The 17,888-nt window shown below is 51.5% G+C and carries 15 protein-coding genes and 1 riboswitch; of the genes, 6 read left to right on the top strand and 9 right to left on the bottom strand.

Features of this window, described 5'->3' with window-relative positions:
- Nucleotides 1–5 precede the first annotated feature (5 nt).
- A complete protein-coding gene (locus BTA51_RS03005) occupies nucleotides 6–1,577 on the bottom strand; it encodes a Wadjet anti-phage system protein JetA family protein (RefSeq protein ID WP_094705899.1) in 1,572 nt (523 codons plus the stop codon).
- A gap of 151 nt (nucleotides 1,578–1,728) precedes the next feature.
- Complete coding sequence (locus BTA51_RS03000) at nucleotides 1,729–2,610, bottom strand: FHA domain-containing protein (RefSeq protein WP_094705898.1); 882 nt, start codon at nucleotides 2,608–2,610, stop codon at nucleotides 1,729–1,731.
- Nucleotides 2,611–2,840: 230 nt separating this feature from the next.
- Between BTA51_RS03000 and BTA51_RS02995 the strand changes: the two genes are divergently transcribed.
- Both BTA51_RS02995 and BTA51_RS02990 read left to right on the top strand, forming a co-directional pair.
- Nucleotides 2,841–3,680, top strand: a complete 840-nt coding sequence (locus tag BTA51_RS02995) for a PP2C family serine/threonine-protein phosphatase (protein ID WP_094705897.1) — start codon at nucleotides 2,841–2,843, stop codon at nucleotides 3,678–3,680.
- 65 nt (nucleotides 3,681–3,745) lie between these two features.
- A complete protein-coding gene (locus BTA51_RS02990) occupies nucleotides 3,746–5,545 on the top strand; it encodes a protein kinase (RefSeq protein ID WP_094705896.1) in 1,800 nt (599 codons plus the stop codon).
- Nucleotides 5,546–5,613: 68 nt separating this feature from the next.
- Here BTA51_RS02990 and BTA51_RS02985 read toward each other — a convergent pair whose 3' ends face one another.
- Together BTA51_RS02985 and ilvG are read right to left on the bottom strand one after the other, a co-directional pair.
- Complete coding sequence (locus BTA51_RS02985) at nucleotides 5,614–5,877, bottom strand: ACT domain-containing protein (RefSeq protein WP_094705895.1); 264 nt, start codon at nucleotides 5,875–5,877, stop codon at nucleotides 5,614–5,616.
- Between the two features lie 70 nt (nucleotides 5,878–5,947).
- Nucleotides 5,948–7,657 carry an acetolactate synthase 2 catalytic subunit gene (gene ilvG, locus BTA51_RS02980; RefSeq protein ID WP_094705894.1) on the bottom strand — a complete coding sequence of 570 codons (1,710 nt, stop codon included), beginning with the start codon at nucleotides 7,655–7,657 and terminating at the stop codon, nucleotides 5,948–5,950.
- A 446-nt stretch (nucleotides 7,658–8,103) separates the two neighbouring features.
- Here ilvG and BTA51_RS02975 point away from each other — a divergent pair, with 446 nt between their 5' ends.
- Nucleotides 8,104–8,322: a (2Fe-2S)-binding protein gene (locus BTA51_RS02975; protein ID WP_094705893.1), complete on the top strand. Its 219-nt coding sequence runs from the start codon at nucleotides 8,104–8,106 to the stop codon at nucleotides 8,320–8,322.
- Between the two features lie 143 nt (nucleotides 8,323–8,465).
- Nucleotides 8,466–9,296: an SDR family oxidoreductase gene (locus BTA51_RS02970; RefSeq protein WP_094705892.1), complete on the top strand. Its 831-nt coding sequence runs from the start codon at nucleotides 8,466–8,468 to the stop codon at nucleotides 9,294–9,296.
- Here the strand turns inward: BTA51_RS02970 and BTA51_RS02965 are convergent.
- Together BTA51_RS02965 and BTA51_RS02960 are read right to left on the bottom strand one after the other, a co-directional pair.
- A complete protein-coding gene (locus tag BTA51_RS02965; RefSeq protein ID WP_094705891.1) occupies nucleotides 9,293–9,787 on the bottom strand; it encodes a DUF2505 domain-containing protein in 495 nt (164 codons plus the stop codon). The two genes, BTA51_RS02970 and BTA51_RS02965, sit on opposite strands and share 4 nt — an antisense overlap.
- A gap of 262 nt (nucleotides 9,788–10,049) precedes the next feature.
- Nucleotides 10,050–12,020 (bottom strand): ribonuclease R family protein, encoded by a 1,971-nt coding sequence (locus tag BTA51_RS02960; RefSeq protein WP_094705890.1) that lies wholly within the window; start codon nucleotides 12,018–12,020, stop codon nucleotides 10,050–10,052.
- Between the two features lie 400 nt (nucleotides 12,021–12,420).
- Here BTA51_RS02960 and BTA51_RS02955 point away from each other — a divergent pair, with 400 nt between their 5' ends.
- Nucleotides 12,421–13,425: a putative solute-binding protein gene (locus BTA51_RS02955; protein WP_094705889.1), complete on the top strand. Its 1,005-nt coding sequence runs from the start codon at nucleotides 12,421–12,423 to the stop codon at nucleotides 13,423–13,425.
- Nucleotides 13,426–13,489: 64 nt separating this feature from the next.
- On the opposite strand, the gene BTA51_RS02950 is transcribed toward BTA51_RS02955, so the two are convergent.
- Nucleotides 13,490–14,362 (bottom strand): aminotransferase class IV, encoded by an 873-nt coding sequence (locus tag BTA51_RS02950; RefSeq protein WP_094705888.1) that lies wholly within the window; start codon nucleotides 14,360–14,362, stop codon nucleotides 13,490–13,492.
- A 261-nt stretch (nucleotides 14,363–14,623) separates the two neighbouring features.
- Here BTA51_RS02950 and BTA51_RS02945 point away from each other — a divergent pair, with 261 nt between their 5' ends.
- Nucleotides 14,624–16,036 carry a PLP-dependent aminotransferase family protein gene (locus tag BTA51_RS02945; protein ID WP_246840895.1) on the top strand — a complete coding sequence of 471 codons (1,413 nt, stop codon included), beginning with the start codon at nucleotides 14,624–14,626 and terminating at the stop codon, nucleotides 16,034–16,036.
- A 1-nt stretch (nucleotide 16,037) separates the two neighbouring features.
- Here BTA51_RS02945 and BTA51_RS02940 read toward each other — a convergent pair whose 3' ends face one another.
- Together BTA51_RS02940 and BTA51_RS02935 are read right to left on the bottom strand one after the other, a co-directional pair.
- Nucleotides 16,038–16,640 carry a hypothetical protein gene (locus BTA51_RS02940; protein WP_094705886.1) on the bottom strand — a complete coding sequence of 201 codons (603 nt, stop codon included), beginning with the start codon at nucleotides 16,638–16,640 and terminating at the stop codon, nucleotides 16,038–16,040.
- Between the two features lie 170 nt (nucleotides 16,641–16,810).
- On the bottom strand, nucleotides 16,811–17,386 hold the full coding sequence (locus tag BTA51_RS02935; RefSeq protein WP_094705885.1) for a hypothetical protein: 576 nt from the start codon (nucleotides 17,384–17,386) through the stop codon (nucleotides 16,811–16,813).
- 264 nt (nucleotides 17,387–17,650) lie between these two features.
- Nucleotides 17,651–17,863, top strand: a riboswitch (cobalamin riboswitch).
- Nucleotides 17,864–17,888 lie beyond the last annotated feature (25 nt).

Below are 17,888 nucleotides of genomic sequence, written 5' to 3'. Positions count from 1 at the left end.
GATACTTAGGCTTCGCCGGATAAATTGTCTGGTGTTTTAGAGCGGACTTCGATGATGAAGTCATCCGCTTGATGTAGATAATCGTTGGTGAGGGTATGACCTGTGGGTTCGATAATGAATTCGTAGTCGCTGGAATTTCCATTGACCGAGGCCAGTTCAATCACATGTGTTGCTGCCAGCAGGTCAGGGGCCGCTTCGATTTTCAGGTTTTTGGTATGCAGACGCTGGCCACCGGAAAGGGCTCGCAGCATAAAGGAGCGGGTATTATCGTCGTGAATGACGAATGCCTGATCCAGTGCATTGCGGATAAACAAATCTTTCCTGGCTCCCTGGTCCAGGTCTTCCAGGTCTGCCACCCGGGTATCCACTTCCAGCTTACGGCGGCCTTCCCGAATCACGATTTGCCTGGGGTCTATCAGGCCGACCTGTAAGTTGGCCATCATCTCGCCCGCCAATTGCAGACGTCGGTTCTGTTCATTCAATGAAGCCTTGGTGAGATCCTGGCATACCTGCACCATGTCGTTGTGGCGTTGGCTGGCAAGGTAACTCATCTGGCGAATGATGATGTCCGCCCGGCGGGTAAAGTTGCGCAGTGCGCCGCGAAGAGCCGGCAGCATGATCTCACAGGCATTCGACAAACGTGTTTCGATTCCGTCCAACAGGCTCCAAAGCAGCGATTGGCCGACTTTCACCTGACCGGGTAATAGTTGGCGCAGCTTGGCTTCCGCCTGGGCTTTGCTGGATTTGGGCAGAGACCGGATTTCCAGTATGAAGCCGGTAATCTCATCCCGGTGTTTTTCCACCGAATCGGCGGAAAGACGAACAGACAGATCAGGTTGAAAGCGCTTGTCCATGAAGTCAAAAAACTCGTCACTGGCTTTTTGAATCAGTGCCGTGACTTCAATTTCTTTCACCAGCTGGCGTTTGCGCTCTTCCAGTTCTGTGATGATGTCTGTGAAATCGCTGATGATACGTTCTGAATACTCGTAGGCATCCAGCAGATCATGCACTTCCCCTTCATCCAGAAACGCCCGCAAGGCATTACGCGTGTTGCGCGTATTGCGGTGACGGGTACGCAATGATGACCCGCTGAGCTCGACAAAAGGTTGGGTAAACAAGCGTCCTGAGCGGGTAAAGTGGTAGCGGGCCTGCAGGCTGACTTCATCAACCTGCACCTCCAGCCAGCCGTTTTCCACAAGATTGTTGAGTATCCACAGTGCTTTATCCCGATCGCTACGGAAACGACTCTTGCTCTGGGAACCGTCGTCAATATCCGGCGAAAATTCACTATCTTCGGCAAAAAGTCCTAATTCATTCTCGAAATCGAGTTCAGGGGCGCGGGCCAGGGCTGTCTGAAAGAGTTCCAGCATCTGTTCCTTACGCAGGGCGTGCCCGTAATCTGCCATGCTGGTATAAAAACGCAGGTACAGCAGCTTCAGGCATTCAACCACCATTTCCCGGTACTTGCTGGTTAACGGACGAAAAAACTGCGCCCGTTCCGGGTGGAAAAATACGTTGTCATTCGATTCTGCCAGATCGGCAGAAACAGGGCGTTGGGGAGAGGATGGTTGAGACATTCAATTGTGCAGGGCTGTGGGCGAACTAAAGCGCCTATTATAGGCGCTTTGTCAGGAAATCCTACCGCTACTTTGTAGTCGTTGGTTAACTGCTTGGTTTGCCTTTGGAAGCTGGTGTTTTTACCGGGTGCCGGAGAGGCACCTGTAGAGCTTACTTCAGGAAAAAGAATGCAGACAGCGCGGCAAACACTATGACAAAACCTATCACGGTATACAACAGTACACCGCCGCCACCGCTACTGGTCTTCTCGGGGGCACTATAGGACGGCTGTTCAGAAGGTTTGGCCGTTTCCGGTTTGGGAGCGGGTTTGGGACGCGGAGCTGCCTTGGCGGCTTTTGCCTGTGCAGGTTTTGACGATGCCGCCGCAGGCGCGCCGATCGAGCCGGGCCGTACAATGGTCAGATCTGAATCATCAATCGGTCCCGTGACGGTGAAGTTCACCACATCGAAGCGCAACTTGTCGCCGGGTTTGGCTCGACCCTGGGTTATCCGTTCACCGTTGAGGTAAGTGCCGTTGGTGGAACCAAGATCTTTGATCAGCAGATAACTGCCCGCTACGGTGAGTTGAGCATGTTGGCGCGACAGGTGGGATACCGGTACGGTGATATCACATTGTTCATCCCGGCCGATAATGACGGATTCCTTGATGGGGTAGAACGATTGTGAGGCCCAACTGGCTGTGGCCTGTAATCCCCATTCATTATGTTCCTGAACCAGAGGTTCTTCGGGCTTGTGTTTGTGCTCGGCAGATGGGTGGACCACTTTCAACTTGGTCTGCCCCAACTGGATCACATCACTTTCCTGGATTTTGACGGCTTTGTTAACGCGCTTGCCGTTTACGCCGACCAAATACTCGGGTTTCAGGTTGAGCAGGTAGAGTTCATCGTCCTTCAGGCGAATTTCTGCGTGAAAGTCTTCGATATTTGGCTGGTCGATGACCACGTTATTGTCGGCGTGCTTGCCAAACCGCAGGCGAGGTTCGACCAACCAGATACTTTCCCGGCTACCGTCAACAAATTGAAGCTTTAACATTTGGCCATCTGCCTCTAGTACCAATCCTGATAAGGGAGGGGCGAGAAATTTTATCCTGCCGTGATTTTTACTTACCAGAAAACTAATCTGGTCTCAGCATATACCGCGATAGGATAAATCCTTCAGTACAACAGTATAGACCAGGATCTAAATCTGAAAACCCATCTATACTGAAGTAATTAGTTAAAATCAAAAAATTTTTTACTCCCAAGATCAGGGATTTGGAAATAATGCAGTCAGCTTTTGCCACCCACATGGGGCAACGTCGACAAAACCAGGATAACGGCCTTTTGGACTCCAGTTTGGGGCTCTATGCCGTCGCGGATGGTGTCGGTGGTGGTGACAGTGGCGAGGTCGCCAGTGCCAGTGTGTGTATGTCGCTTTATAAACAGGTCGTCCAGGGAATAGATCTGGAAGATGCCATTCATCATAGTCACCAACTATTAATGCGTGACCATAGCGGCGGTGAGCGCGGGTATGCCGCCTCCACCATTGTTGCCGTCAGGGAAAATGGCAGTCATTTGCATTTGTCCTGGGTAGGGGACAGCCGGATATATTTGCTCCGCAATGGTGAGTTGAGTCAACTCAGTGAGGATCATTCGCTGGTGGTTCAGCAAAGCAGCAGACTGACGCCCGAGGAAAGCTACCGTATGCGCCATGTGCTTACCCAGGCGGTAGGTGCGGCAGGCGAAAATGGGTTGCAGGTGGATGTCAGGGACGTGGACCGTCAGCAGGGCGATCGATGGCTGCTGTGCAGTGACGGATTGCATGGCGTGGTCAGTGATGCCGAATTGTTAGATTTTCTGAAGGCAGATGGTACAGTGCAGGAAGTCGCCAACCGTCTTGTCCAAAAGGCACTGGACAACGGTGCGGATGACAATGTGACAGTTGTGGTGTTGGACGACGACGAGCCTGTATCAGATGTTGCACGACAAGGAGATGTAATGAATCCCGTGACAGACGATATTCGCAGGGAAAGCGTCAATACGCCGCAACGCCCCTGGCATTACATGGTACTGGGAGGAGTGCTGGCATTGTTGCTGTTTTTGGCAATGATCTGGGGGCTTTGAGACATTGGGTTTTTTGAACAGTTGGGGTGTGAATTGAAACTGTTAGGGAAAGGCGATATCTGATCATGGCTTGGCAGGGGTATAAAATCGTAGGAAAACTGGGAGAAGGTGGAATGGCCACAGTTTACAAGGCCATTCAGGAATCTTTGCAGCGTCCTGTCGCCATCAAGATCATGGCGGCCAATTTAAAAGACCACCCGGAAATCAAAGAACGTTTCGATAAAGAATCTCTTATCATCGCCCGGTTGGCGCATCCTCATATTATTCACGTGATAGACAAAGGCATGACCGGTAAAGGGCGGCCGTATTTTGTCATGGAATATGTGGAAGGCATGTCCCTTGAGGATGCCATCAATCGGGGCAAGCTGGATTTTGCAGCCAAGATAGACACCATGGTGCAGGTTTGCAAAGCGCTGGCCTATGCCCATAAGAACGGCGTTATTCACAGAGACATCAAACCCGGCAATATTCTGATCGATAAGGAATGGCAGGTGCGCATGGCCGACTTTGGTATTGCGCACTTTTATAACCCGGAGGCCGGAGATACCCTGCATACCGAAGCAGAAAGCGTTGTGGGTACTTCTGCCTATATGGCGCCGGAGATACGGGTTAATCCGGAAGCCGCTTCAGTCGAGAGTGATGTTTACGCTCTCGGAATCACCATGTATGAACTTTTCACCGGGGTCTGCCCTCAGAACAATATTCCGCCACCCCGGAAGTTTGAGCCTGACATACCGCCGGGATTGAATGACCTGATCATGCGTTGTCTTGATCCTGATCCGGCAGAAAGGCCCTCTTCAGCCAATGAGGTCAAGAATACCCTGTTGCATCTGTCCCAGGGAGGGCACTTAAGTCGGGCACAAAAAGAACGGGCGGCGTCTAATTCCAAAGGTCTGGAATCGCAGTTTTCTCTTTTGGATGTGTTGAAGGAGAACAAATACTGTTCGGTTTATCTGTATGAGGATCTGGCCAAGAAGAAGCTGATGGTGGTGAAAAAGCTACCGGTGGACGCGCAGGGACTCAAGGAAAATAAGCTGCTGAGCCGGCTGACTCATCCAACCATCGTTCCTATCCTGGGTCTTTCCTATAACACTGAAGGGGTGACCTTGATATCCGAGTATCTCAATGGCGGTTCGCTGGCTGAGCAGATGCTGTCACCAGTGGATGAGTTAGCGATGATGGAATGGGCGTACCAGATTGCTGATGGTTTGGCCTTTGCCCACCGCAACCGGATTTTTCACGGCAACCTGCGTCCTAGCAACGTATTATTCGATAGTGAGCGTCAGGTAAAACTAGCCGATTTTGGTTTGAAAACCCATTACCTGGATTCCGAAGAGCCTAACTGGTATGAAGACCCCAAGGCCCAGGGAGCTTCGAGGGACCTATATAGTCTGGGGGCAATCTGCTATCACGCGTTAAGCGGAAATCCTCCTACATTTCGCAGCAACAGGCTGGTTCGCAGCAAGCGTTTTACGGAATTGTCACCCAGAGTGCAGGAGGTTGTGTCACGACTGCTTGATCCCCAGGAAGATAAACGTTATCCCAATGGCGATATCGTGGTGGCGGATCTGAAAGGCATTGTCAAAAAACTCAAGGAAGAGCAAGCCGAACAGCAGACCAGGGAGCTCAGGAGGAAGGTCAATAAGGCCGCCGCCGAGGTTCGCAAACAGGAACGCCCGCCGATCCGCTGGAAGGCATGGATATTTCGTATCCTAGTGTTGGCGCTGATAGCTGAAGAGGTGGTTTATGGCTATGGCTATCATTATCTAAAGCCCCATGTTCTCCTGTATGTGGAAAAACTGAAGGGTACTGACGCCTACATTGAATGGTCCGGCCAGGGGAAGGACGGTAAGTTGAATTGGTAGTGAGAAGTATCGCTATCGACTGCTCACTAACCAAGTCCTGCCTGAAATAACGCCTGTCGAATGAACACTCAGGCACATTTGTCCAGAGCCTGTGGGGCCACATGACGAATTGCCGTCACTTCGATTAATTTATCTATCTGACTGATCAGATTATTGATCGAGCGGTGACCTGCCACCGAGAAACTCGCCTGATAGAACTCACCCTGCATTTCCAGTTGCAGATCCTGCACCCTGTATCCGCGTACTCTGATCATTCGTAAAAGGCGCTCAATGGCACCGGTCTGGGTGCTGAACTGGCATTGCAACTGGTGGATCTCTGCGGGAGTGTTCATGGTTGTATACCTTCTGTTTGTCTTTGGGGGTTCTGGCTATTTGATTAGTCTGTTTATCCGGTTGCTCTAGTTATCCTACGGTTCCGACCTGTTCGGTATTTCGGGAAGCCGGCTCAATCATTTCATCGTTACCTGCGCCTGGCTTAACGATCGGCCACACGTTGGTATCCGATTCAATGCAAACGTGCAGCAACATGGCCCCAGGGTAGGCGAGTAGTGTTTCAATACCGCGTCGCATCTGATGTCTTTGCTCAATTTTCAGAGAATGTAATCCAAAGGCGGACGCAATGTTGGTGAACTCCGGATTGTCGGATAAATCGATTTCGCTGTAGCGCTGTCCGTAAAACAGCTCCTGTTGCTGTCGGACCATGCCCAGACGCTGATTATCCAGAATGACAATTTTTATCGGCAGGTCGTAACGCATGATGGTGGCCATTTCCTGCAGATTCATCATGAATGAGCCGTCCCCGGAGATATTGATGATTTTGGCGTCAGGCCGGGCAAACTGAGCTCCCATGGCCGCCGGGAGACCGAATCCCATGGTTCCCAGCCCCCCACTACTAAGATGTTGGCGGGGATGGTCGAAGTCCACATACTGTGCTACCCACATCTGGTGTTGTCCTACGTCACAAGCGATGACGGTATCGCTTGGGGCCAGCCGGGACAGCAGGTCCAGAAACTCGGGGCCGTCGATTGGCGCCTGTTCGTCAGGACTGGGAGTGGGAATAAAGCCTTTGCATGCTTTCAGCTCCTGGCAGTGTTGCCGCCAACTATCAATGGGTAACCGGTCGTTGAAATGGTTTTGCATTTGCTGCAAGAGTTCAGGAAGCTCCCCGTGCAATGAACAATCGACCGTCTTTATTTTGTTGAACTCGCTGTGGTCAATATCCAGGTGAACGATCCGGGCGTTGGGTGCAAAACTGGTGGCTTTCCCTGTCGCCCGGTCATCGAATCGAGCGCCGACGGCTATCAGGAGGTCGCAATCATTTACCGCTTCATTTGCCGCCCGCGAGCCGTGCATTCCCAGCATACCGAGATTCAGTGGATGATTTTTACCCGGGTTGCCGATGCCTTTCAGAGTCACTACCTGGGGGATACCCAATTCATTGGCAAAGTTCCGCAAGGCTTCGATGGCGTTGGCGGCAATAACTCCGCCACCGCTGTAGAGCAGGGGCTTTTGTGATCCGGCTATCATGGCGGCGGCCTGGGCTATCAACTCGCTGGTGCTGATGCCTGGTTTAGTACCCGTTTGATCGGCCTCCTTGGTATGAATCTCAACGGAGAGGTTCTGCAGCAGGATGTCCTTGGGGATATCAATCCATACCGGGCCCGGTCTTCCGCTGGTCGCCAACGATATGGCCTGCTGCATGATTTCGGGTAAATCATCTGCAGACTCAACCAGGTAAGAGTGCTTAACGATCCCCAGAGTCATGCCCAGGATGTCGGTTTCCTGGAAGGCATCTGTGCCGATTAATCCAGCAGGCACTTGCCCGGTAATCACCAGCATGGGGATGGAATCCATGAAAGCATTGGCGACACCGGTGATTAGGTTGGTGGCACCGGGACCGGAGGTGGCAACGCAGACCCCCAGCTGTCCTGAAGCTCGGGCAAAGCCATCAGCAGCCAGGGCGGCTGCCTGTTCGTGACGGCAGAGAATGTGTTCGAGGGATGAATCAATTAAGGCGTCATAAAGTGGCATGATACAGCCACCGGGATAGCCGAAGATGGTTCTGGTTCCGTAAGCTTCCAAAGCGTTGATAATTGCTTGCGCGCCGTTCATGGGTCTACCTGTTTATGCTTTTATGTCTGCAATGGTTCTTTCCGCCTGACCCGGGGGCATAAAAAAACCCCCGGTTCTTTCGAAGCGGGGGTTTTCTGAAGTCTTACTTTATTTTTGATTCAGCAACGACAACCCCCGCAATGGTACGACGACCACCACGACTAGGTTGACGACTAGAATCAGGTTTTGCTTCATGGGTTTAAACTTTAGTTACCGTAAAAAATAAAATCGATGAGGCTGAAATATAGTCGTATTTCCCCTGGTTTGACAACCCCAAAGTGCAAAAAATGCTCACGTTGTCAGATTGGAATAAGAACGTGATTAAACTAACAAAAATATTATTGATAAACATTCTCATTTAGATTAAGATCTTTTCAGTGTTTGGTATTGACCATGTTTGGTTAAACATATCTGGTTAAATAAGTATCTACAGAGGATATGCATTCATGTACGTGTGCCTGTGTAAGGGTATTACCGACCGGGATATTCAGCGGGAAGTTGAAAACGGTGCCCGCCGCCTGAAAGACGTTGTTAACAAGCTTGGCCTGGCCAAGGATTGTGCACAATGCGTCACGGTTGCACGCGATGTATTTGAATCTCTCAAGTCCACAGTGCGTGAAGACATGTTTTACGCCGCATCGGTCCCAGCGCCCACAGCTGCCTGATCTCCGAACAGCAATATATCTATGACGCTATTCCGCAATGGAATGGCGCTATATCCTGAATCCATTTCTTTATCCTACCCTTAATGTAAGCAACTAATGTAATCAACATCACCCTCTGCTGAATAACAATCATAGGGGAAGGTATGTCTGTTTCCGAAAAGCCCGTCATCTGGATTACCGGTTGTGCCAATGGTGTTGGTGCACAGTTGGTCAATCACGCCATTAGTCAGGGTTATCTGGTGGTGGCGACCGATATTGATCTGCCAATGCTTGAGATCCGCTGCCGACAGTCAGAATGGCCAGAGGATCAGGTGTTTCTGTCTCGCCTTGATGTGCGGGCGGAAGGCGAGTGGGGGGAATTGTATGATTTGCTCATGCGCAAGTGGGCCCGCTTGGATGTTCTTATCAACAATGCCGGTGTGATTCGACCGGGTTTTCTGAAAGATGTCCCCAGTCAGGATCTGGATTTTCATCTGGATGTGAATCTCAAAGGAGTGGTTCTCGGTAGTCAGATGGCTGTGCGCCATATGCTGAAGACTGATGCCGGCCATATCATCAATATTGCTTCACTGGCTGGTGTTGCGCCGGTTCCCGGTTTGGGGTTCTACAGCGTCAGTAAGGTGGGAGTACGTGCATACAGCCTGATTCTGGCCCAGGAGCTGGCTGAGACCGGCATCGATGTGACAGTGCTTTGCCCGGATTTGATCAAGACAGCAATGTATGATCTGCAGCTGGATTATCCGGAAGAAGCTGCACTGACTTTTTCAGGTGGTCGTGCCTTAACTGTCGAGGAGATTGCCGCTTCGGTGTTTGGCAATATCCTCAGGCACGCACCACTGGAAGTGGCGCTGCCTGTATACCGAGGTTGGCTGGCCAGAATTGCTAATCTGCTGCCAAGTTCCGCAGTGTGGATGTCCCGTCGTTTACGCAAAAAAGGACGTGAGCGGATTTTAACCGTTCGTCAACGGGGTTAATGATTCGCCTGCAGGTAATCGGAGACAAAGGCGAATTCATTCTGCATGGCTTCCTCTGTCTTGCCGGCGACAAACTCTGCCAGTTTTTTTCCAACGATGGGAATTTTGCAGTCAAACTTCAGGGTGATGAGATGGGTGCAACCTTCACCGTCCGGGATCAGTTGAATATCGCCCGTAATAGTGACGGGAACACCTTCGATGGAAACCTTCAATTGGGCGTTATAACCCTGGGATCCATTATATTCCCAGCTTTCCTGCTGGATGAGTGTATTCCAGTCTGCAATGAATTTTTTCAGCATTGCCGGGGCTTCTGCCGGAACTTCTCGAACCACTTTAAGCTGAAAATGCTCTTCTGATTGTGCACACTGCTGGATGTCTATGTTGCGGGAGCCGAGGAATCGCTGTTTTTCCTCGATATGCCTGGGGTTTCCATAGGTTTGATAAACGGTCTCTACACTGTAGGGAAAATGATATTGTCCCTTGATGTTCATCCAATACCTCTTCTTGTTTCAAAGATTTTCTTTTTATGTAAGGGCAGGTGTCTGCTGTTGTGCTTGCATCATGCCTGTATACGACGACGGACTGCCTGATGGTGCCCGGGAACCATAGCAGCACTGGGGGAGAACTGACAACGAGGGATCTTCGGCTTTGTTGCCTGGGTCGCAAGCCTTTGCAATTCAGCTTGACCAATGGGGGAGTGTGTGAGCACCAACCCACCGGATATTGACCGGGTGGGTTGGTGCTAGATCGCTATCAGGCGTTTTGCTCGGCCGTTTGGGAAGCAGTTGATTCCGCTTCGGACTGCACTTCCGTCAGAGCCATCGTGATCTGTTTCTTATCCATATCCACTTGGGTGATAACCACTTCAACAGGTTGCTCCAGGCGGTATTGATGCTTGTCGCCAATGTGCTGGAAGTAGGTGCCATCGAACCGGAATTTCTCTTTCAGCTCGCCCAGGTTGATCAGGCCTTCAATACCGGTGTCATTCAGTCGTACCTGGAATCCGGCACCGTTAGTATGTTGTACGGTACCCTGCAGAGGTTTGCCTGTCAGAGTCTGGGCAAATTCACACTTCAACCAGTTCTCTGCGCCGTTAACCGCATTACGGCCGTTGCGCTGAGCTTCCTGCAGGCGCTCCACCATACGTTCATTGATGCTGGGGCTTTTGCCGCTATTCAACGAAGCCTTGATCAAGCGGTGGACAGTCAGGTCCAGGTATTTCCGGATCGGGCTGGTGAATGTGGTGTAGGACTCCAGTCCCATCCCTGCGTGGGGGGCGGGTGTCCGGCTCAGTGTTCCCCGGGCCAGCAACCGGCTGGCAATCGCTGCCAGAGGGAGTTCGGATTTCTGCACTTCTTCGCTTTGCATCAGAGTCTTGAGACCCTGCCATTGCGTTAGCACGCTGGCGTCGAAGCCAGGGCACTGTTCACTCATGATCTGTTGGATCTGTTCAATCCTTTCTTCCCGGAATCCACTGTGAGCCATATACAAGGCCGGCTTGCAGTGTTCGGCAAGGTAGGCCGCAGCACACCGGTTGGCGGCGACCATAGCTTCTTCCACCACACCGTGGGCGGCATTGCTCACTTTGAGAGCGATATCGGTGACTTTCTTGTTGTCATCCAGTATCAGTCGGTATTCGGGGCGGTCTGGTGTAATCAGGCAATCCTGCTGACGGCGTTGACGCAGGGCATCGGTGACAGCCTTCAATGTGGATAGCTGATCAGAAAATTCGTGGGAGCTCTCTTTTCCATCCAGAACGGATGCGACATCTTCGTAGCTGAGTTTGGCCTTGCTCTTGATGACCGCTTCTTCAATGCGGCTGCTTTCAATGTTGCCATCCGCTGAAATCTGCATGGTGCACATCAGTACCAGACGGTCTTCACCGGCCAGCAGCGAGCAATAATGGTTTGCCAGCCGGGGTGGCAGCATGGGAACAATACGGTCCGGGAAGTAGTGTGTTGCGCCAAGACGACGTGCGTATTTGTCGATATCACCGCCTTCTTCCACCAGACTGGCCGGATCAGCAATCGCCACCTGTAAAGTCCAGCCGCCATTTTCCGCAGCAGCGGCATGAAGCGCATCGTCCATATCCTGGGTGGTTGCTGCATCAATGGTCAGGAATGGCAATTCACGATAATCCACACGGCTTTTTGCCTGTTCTTCGAGAATTTTCTGTGCCCGTTTTTCGTCAAACCGTGCGGGGTTTTTGGCATTCAGGTTGAATTTGGCCAGCATGTAGTCAACGGGTAATCCGGGCTGACCGTCTTTACCGATAATCTTTACCACCTCGGCCTGGGGTTTGCCTTCCTTGAATGGGTGTTGCAAAACCCGGCACAGAATGTAGTCGCCAACCTCTGCCTGCTTCCGCTTTTTGGGCGGGATAAAAATCCAGCGGCTCAAACCGTTAAGATCCGGATCGACAAAATGTCCATTGCCGCGAACCAAATAGCGGCCGACAAAATATTTCAGCTCGCTGTCCAGGCATTCCACTACCTTGGCGACATCGCGACCTTTCTCATCCTGGCTCACTTCCGCCAGGACTTTATCCCCCGGGAAAACTCTTTGCATTTCGTCGGGATTCAGAAATGCCTCCCGCCCTTCTTCCATAGTGACAAACCCAAATCGGCCTGGGCTGCCTTTCACAATACCTTCAAAGCGGTTGTTGGCTTCACGCAGATCCTGTTTGAATTGCTTGAGTTGTGACAATACGTCGGAATTTAACATGGGGAAATGGACACTCTGAATCTATGGACGAGAATTGAAAAAATTGCTCTAGCCTTTCACGGTTTGCGGATCGCACACGTGTCAATTACTGGGAATTTACCGGTGCGAGTTCATAACACGGCGCTCATGTTACTCTGAATAAAGCGGGGGATAAAGTCTCTGAAGCCTTAAATGGCGCGCATATCATGTAAATAAAAGCTTCAAAATGTGCACTTTCCGGCATTAAAAACGATAGCCTTACTCTATATTAAACGAGTGTTTGAATTTCTATTTGGCCGGGATAGGCGTCGAAATTCAAGATAAAAATAACCTCAAAGAACAAAAACTGAACCCAGCCGGATGCCATGTTCGGCAATACGGTGGGCTAAATATAACGATAACAGTTTAATGGAGAACTCTCATGACTGGTGGCATCCGTCGTGCGCTATTGGGCCTGGCGCTTTGTGTGACTGCGGTTTCTGCACAAGCCGCAGAAAAGCGAAACTTCTGTATTTTTGATCCTCTTGGGGCGACCGGTCCCATTTTTAACCTGACCAAAGCAACCAAAGTGAAGGCGCTGGGTTGGGGATATGATCTGGACATGAGTGCTTACACGGATGAAAAAATCGCGTCAGATGATTTTAAGGCCGGACAGTGTGATGCCGTATTGCTGACAGACGTGCGTGCCCGCGAATACAACCAGTTTACCGGAACCCTGGTAGCCGTCGGCGCGATTCCCGGATACAGCGAGCTGGAGACGGTTATGCAGACTTTGGCCAGCTCCAAAGCGGCCAAGCTGATGCTGGAAGGTAAGTATGAGATTGCCGGTATTGCCCCGGCAGGTGCGGTATATGTTTTCCTGCGGGATCGCACCATCGATAAAGTGGAAAAAATTCAGGGCAAGAAAATCGCCACGCTGGATTATGACCCGGCGGCAGTGACCATGGTTCGTCAGGTGGGGGCTTCGGTTGTCAGCGCGACGACTTCAAGCTTTGCAGGAAAATTCAATAATGGCAGCGTGGATGTGGCCTATGCGCCCGCGGTCGCCTACACCCCGTTGGAACTCTATAAAGGCCTGGAGCCAGACGGTGGGATCTTCCACTACAATTTTGCGCAAATGACTTTCCAGGTAGTGGTCCATGCCGATCGCTTCGACCGGGAATTTGCCCAGAATATGCGTGAGTATTATCAAAGCCGGTTTGCTGAATTCATGGAAATTGTGAAGAAAGCGGAAGCGGAAATTCCTGATACGACCTGGGTTCGTCCAAGCCGCGAAGACGCCGAAGGTTTCGACAATATGTTGAAGGAAGTGCGTATCTCCCTGAAGGAAGATGGTATCTATAACCCTAAAGCGTTGAAGCTGATGCTGAAAGTGCGCTGTCACGCTGACCCGACCAAGGCTGAATGCGTTGACGGCCGCGAGTGATTGGATAATCCTCGAACGCTGAGAAGAACCGGCCAATGTGCCGGTTCTTTCGTTTAAAGCGGCCTTATTTCTCGCATTGAGCCTTGATATAGGCTTCAAAAGCGTCTTTTATCCGCAGGAACAAAGTACCCTGGGACGATTTGAGTTTCCTGCCATCCAGCTCTGCGACCGGAAGCAGCCCGGCGCCACTTCCTGTCATAAAACAGGCGTCTGAACTATAGACATCGTAGGTGGTCAGTGAGCGCTCCTGCACCTCAATATCTAGCTGTCGTGCCAATTTCATCACCGTGGCGCGGGTGATACCGCCCAATGCACCGTCGCTGCATGGTGGCGTCAACAAAGCACCATTCAGTTCAATAAACAGGTTTTCGGCCGTGCCTTCAGCAATGCACCCTCTTTCGTTAAGTAGGATGGCTTCATCGGCATTGGCCGCGTTGGCTTCGATTCTCGCCAATACCGAGTGCAGGTAGTTCAGGCTTTTGACCCTGGCATCCAGACCTGATCCTGTCATGCGTCGAATAGTCGAGGTAACCAACTTCATTCCTTCTTCCCTGGCTTTCTGGCTGGCAAGGCTAAGCTGGTCAACGATGATAAACAGGTTCGCTTTGGGGCAATGACGGGGATTCAGGCCCAGGTTTCCTGCACCCCGGGTGACCACCAGGCGCAGATATCCGGATGGCTCTCCGTATTGGCTGATCAATGTCTCAATCGCTGTTTCTATTTCTTCCAGCGTATAGGGCAGCGTCAATTGGATCGCAGTGGCCGAATGCTGGAGACGCGCGAGGTGCTGATCCAGGTGAAGAACCCGCCCATGATAGTACCTTAGGCCTTCGAAAATACCGTCACCATAAAGCAGTCCGTGGTCCAGGACCGGGATAGAGCATTCGGTGGTGGGTTTGATTTCCCGGTTCATCCAACACAGGCTGGTGGCGGTCATTATTGTTCTCCTCAGAAGTAACCAATAAGTAATAGGGGACGGACGTTGTGGATAAATGTTCTAAGCAACCAATAGCGAATAAGTGGCTAATAGCTAATTAGTAACCAGTAGCGATAAACAACAAATTGAAAGTATGCGTGGCTGTTAGAAATCGATATAGATAAAGAAAAATTAAAAAAAAGCGGTACAGTTTGGGGTGGTCTGTTACTTTGTGATGGAAAATACGGAGGAAAGCATGGTGGAAGAGGAGACGAGAGTGCTTTGAAGCGATACGAACTGGTAGCTGAGCAGATAAGGGAGCGCATTCGGGAGGGAGTGTACTCGGCGGGGCAGCGCATTCCTGGGACCCGGGACCTTGTGCAGCATTTCTCTGTCAGTGTTTCCACCGTCATGTCGGCTCAGCGGTTGCTCGAACGTGAGGGCTGGGTGGAGGCGCGCTCACGTTCCGGTTATTACGTCCTGGCCCGGTCTGATTCCGGGCGTCAGCCGAAGGCACAGACGTTCATACCCAAACCGATACTGGTATCAGATCAACGCATGATTATGAAGCTGGTGCAGACGGTTCAGGATCCGTCAGTCCTTGCGTTGGGAGCAGCAGTCCCGGATGTTGAATATTTTCCGCGATTGGCGTTACAGAGGGCCTATCGCAGTGCGCTGCGGCAGCAGGGCAAGCGTCTGGACCAGTACAGCTTTCCACCAGGTATTCTCGAGTTACGTGAAGCATTGGTATCACAGATGGCGGATGCCGGTTGTCCGGTCGGGCCGGAACAACTCACGATCACTGATGGTTGCCACGAGGCATTGAGGCTGGCGTTAAGATCCGTCACCCAGGCCGGGGATGTGGTGGCTGTCGAGTCGCCCACCTACTACGGTGTATTGCAGCTTATCAATGCCCTGGGGCTTAAGGCGCTGGAAATCCCGACGGATCCACAATTGGGAATCAGCCTCAGTGCTTTGAAACTGGCGTTGGATCAATGGCCGGTGAAAGCCGTTCTGGTGATGGCCAATTTCAGTAATCCAACCGGTGCCACTTTGTCTGATCAGGACAAGCTTGCCCTGGTGTCCATGTGCCAGCAGCGGGAAGTGCCCCTGATAGAGAATGATGTATACGGAGAATTGGGGTACAGCGCTCTGAGGCCAAGGGCTCTGAAGAGTTTTGATGATAGTGGCCAGGTACTCTACTGTGCCTCGTTCTCCAAGACCGTATCCCCGGGGTTACGGGTTGGCTGGATCGCAGCGGGTAAATGGCTGGAGCAGGCAAACTATCTGAAGTTTACCAGTAGCCTGGCCACAGCCACCGTACCGCAGATGGCATTGGTCAGTTATCTGAAGGATAGCGATCACAAGCGGCACCTGCGGCACTTAAGCCAGCAATTGCAGGTTCAGATGGAAAAAGCCCGGCAGTGGGTGCAGGATTATTTTCCGGAATCCACCCGAGTTACCCGACCTGCCGGAGGCTTTGTTCTTTGGGTGGAGCTGCCTCCGGTGTATGACAGCGATCGTCTCTATCACCTGGCGTTACAGCAGGGAATCAGTATTGCTCCGGGAAGCCTCTTCAGTCCTTCGGGAAAATACCGTCATTGCCTGCGCTTGAACTGCGCCATTCCTCAGGAAAAATTGCAAAAGGCGTTGTATCAGCTGGGGCAAATTCTGTCCCGGTACGACGGCAGCTGAATTACCAGCCATAACCGAAGGTGGGATCGACGAAAAACATCAATCCGGTAAAACAGGCCAACATCAGAAAACTACTGATAAAAGCATGGAATCCTGTTTTGTAAGCCCCTTCTTCATCCTTTTTTATAACAAAGCGGTAGATGGCCATGCCGCATAGCCCAAGAATAAACAGGGATACTACGGCAAAGCCCCCATTGATGACCTGCATCTTCAGGATAAAGTCCTCGCGGGCTGCTTTAGCTTCGGGAGTTTCATCGGCGTACTCAATAAAGGCCCCGGGGATCAACGGGTGGGCATTGATTTCAATGGTATGGTAGTAGAAAGGCCAGAAGCGTCCACAGCGGGCCAGGATAGGCTCATCAACCTTCTTCGTGGTCAGCGCATTTGCTGCAAACAGGGGAGCCCCACATTTCTGAAACTCGAGGTTGATTTCATCAGGCGTGTTCACCTGTACGCTGCGTTCAACACTGACAGGTGACCAGCCGGTCAGATTGAATAGGGTATATTCCAGCAGGCTTAACCCGTAGGCGATGCCCGCATACATAAACACCAGGAATAACAGACGCCGTAGTACGCTGGCGTGCTTGGAAGTGGTTTCAGTCATGATGGTTGATTCTCGTTGTTATTTTAATGATGAGCCCATCGCTCTGTTGCGCCGATACGTCAACAGATCCTGGAATCAGTGCTCTTGAAATGTATAACGCCATGGAGATAAATCCAATGCGGCTTTGGTTGCAAGAAATGTCTCTCTGGCTTACCAACTGCCTCTCCGGCTCACCAACTACCTTTGGAGTCCGAGCTTTTGATGCCAAGGCTTGCTCCGGTGGCGTCTTGCACAATGGGGCAGTTAACCACAATGTCGGTGCGGTGTATGGTAACCAGTTGCTGCTCTTCAGCTTCCAGAATGGCCTCTTCCGACGTGAGCTGGTGAGGGGCTGTGCCGGGATTCCAGTGGACCTCGTAGAGTAACCACAGTGGGCTGTAGTGCGTGTTTTCGCTTTGAGGGCCAAATGGTTCGGGGGCTGATGGGAAAACGCTTTTAAAGTTGGTTCCCGGAAATCGGTACACGCGTTCGATGGCAGTTTTCAGCCCTGGTGGTTTGGGGTAAGAAGGAAGCGCATCGCGCAGTCGGGGGGCATAAACAGCATTCATTTTGACGGCCATGTCGTGATCGGACACATCAGTGGTGATGTAGTAAACCTTTTGATCTTCAAACCAGCCTTGTACCAGCGGCAGCGTGATTGTCTCTTTACCACCGTTGTATTGACCGAGGCTTTGGCATCCTGACAGGACAAATATCAGGGCTGCCAGTAGTATTGGATATTGTTGGGGAAAGCGGGTTCCTTTCATGGTTTATCACACTCCTTGCGTTCCATGCTCATATTCGTCCATCTGCCAACGCCCTGTCGGAAGATCTATCAAGGTATAAGAATAGACCATATGCCATCCGACGGGTTCCACAGAAGTGGTCACCGTTGAACAAGAACCACCTTCAGACGTGTGAGAACCTCATAGATGCGTGAGGGACCTGCCTACAAAACGCTCTGCCGTATCCCTAGACTTACCGCGGGCATTTCAAGATAATGGCGGCGTCGTCGGTTTGGCGCTCAAAAAACATTCAGGCCTCAAGGCGAATGTTAAGGAGTGCCGCAAGGGAATCCGGAAAAGCCGGAGCTGTCCCCGCAACTGTCAGCGAAGAATCGGGTTCGTCAGACACATGGTCTCATCAGTACGCCCTGTGCAGTAAGTCACTGTCAGAATGATGGGAAGACTGATCCCGGTAAAGACCCGCAAGCCAGGAAACCTGTCGTCGGCCCATCTTCGAGTCCGGAAACGGGGAATTTCCGGGTCA

Origin of the sequence: Hahella sp. CCB-MM4 (assembly GCF_002260525.1) — a bacterium.
Lineage (GTDB): Bacteria > Pseudomonadota > Gammaproteobacteria > Pseudomonadales > Oleiphilaceae > Hahella.
Note: the sequence above shows the minus strand (reverse complement) of the source record. Positions and strands in the feature narration are given on the sequence as shown.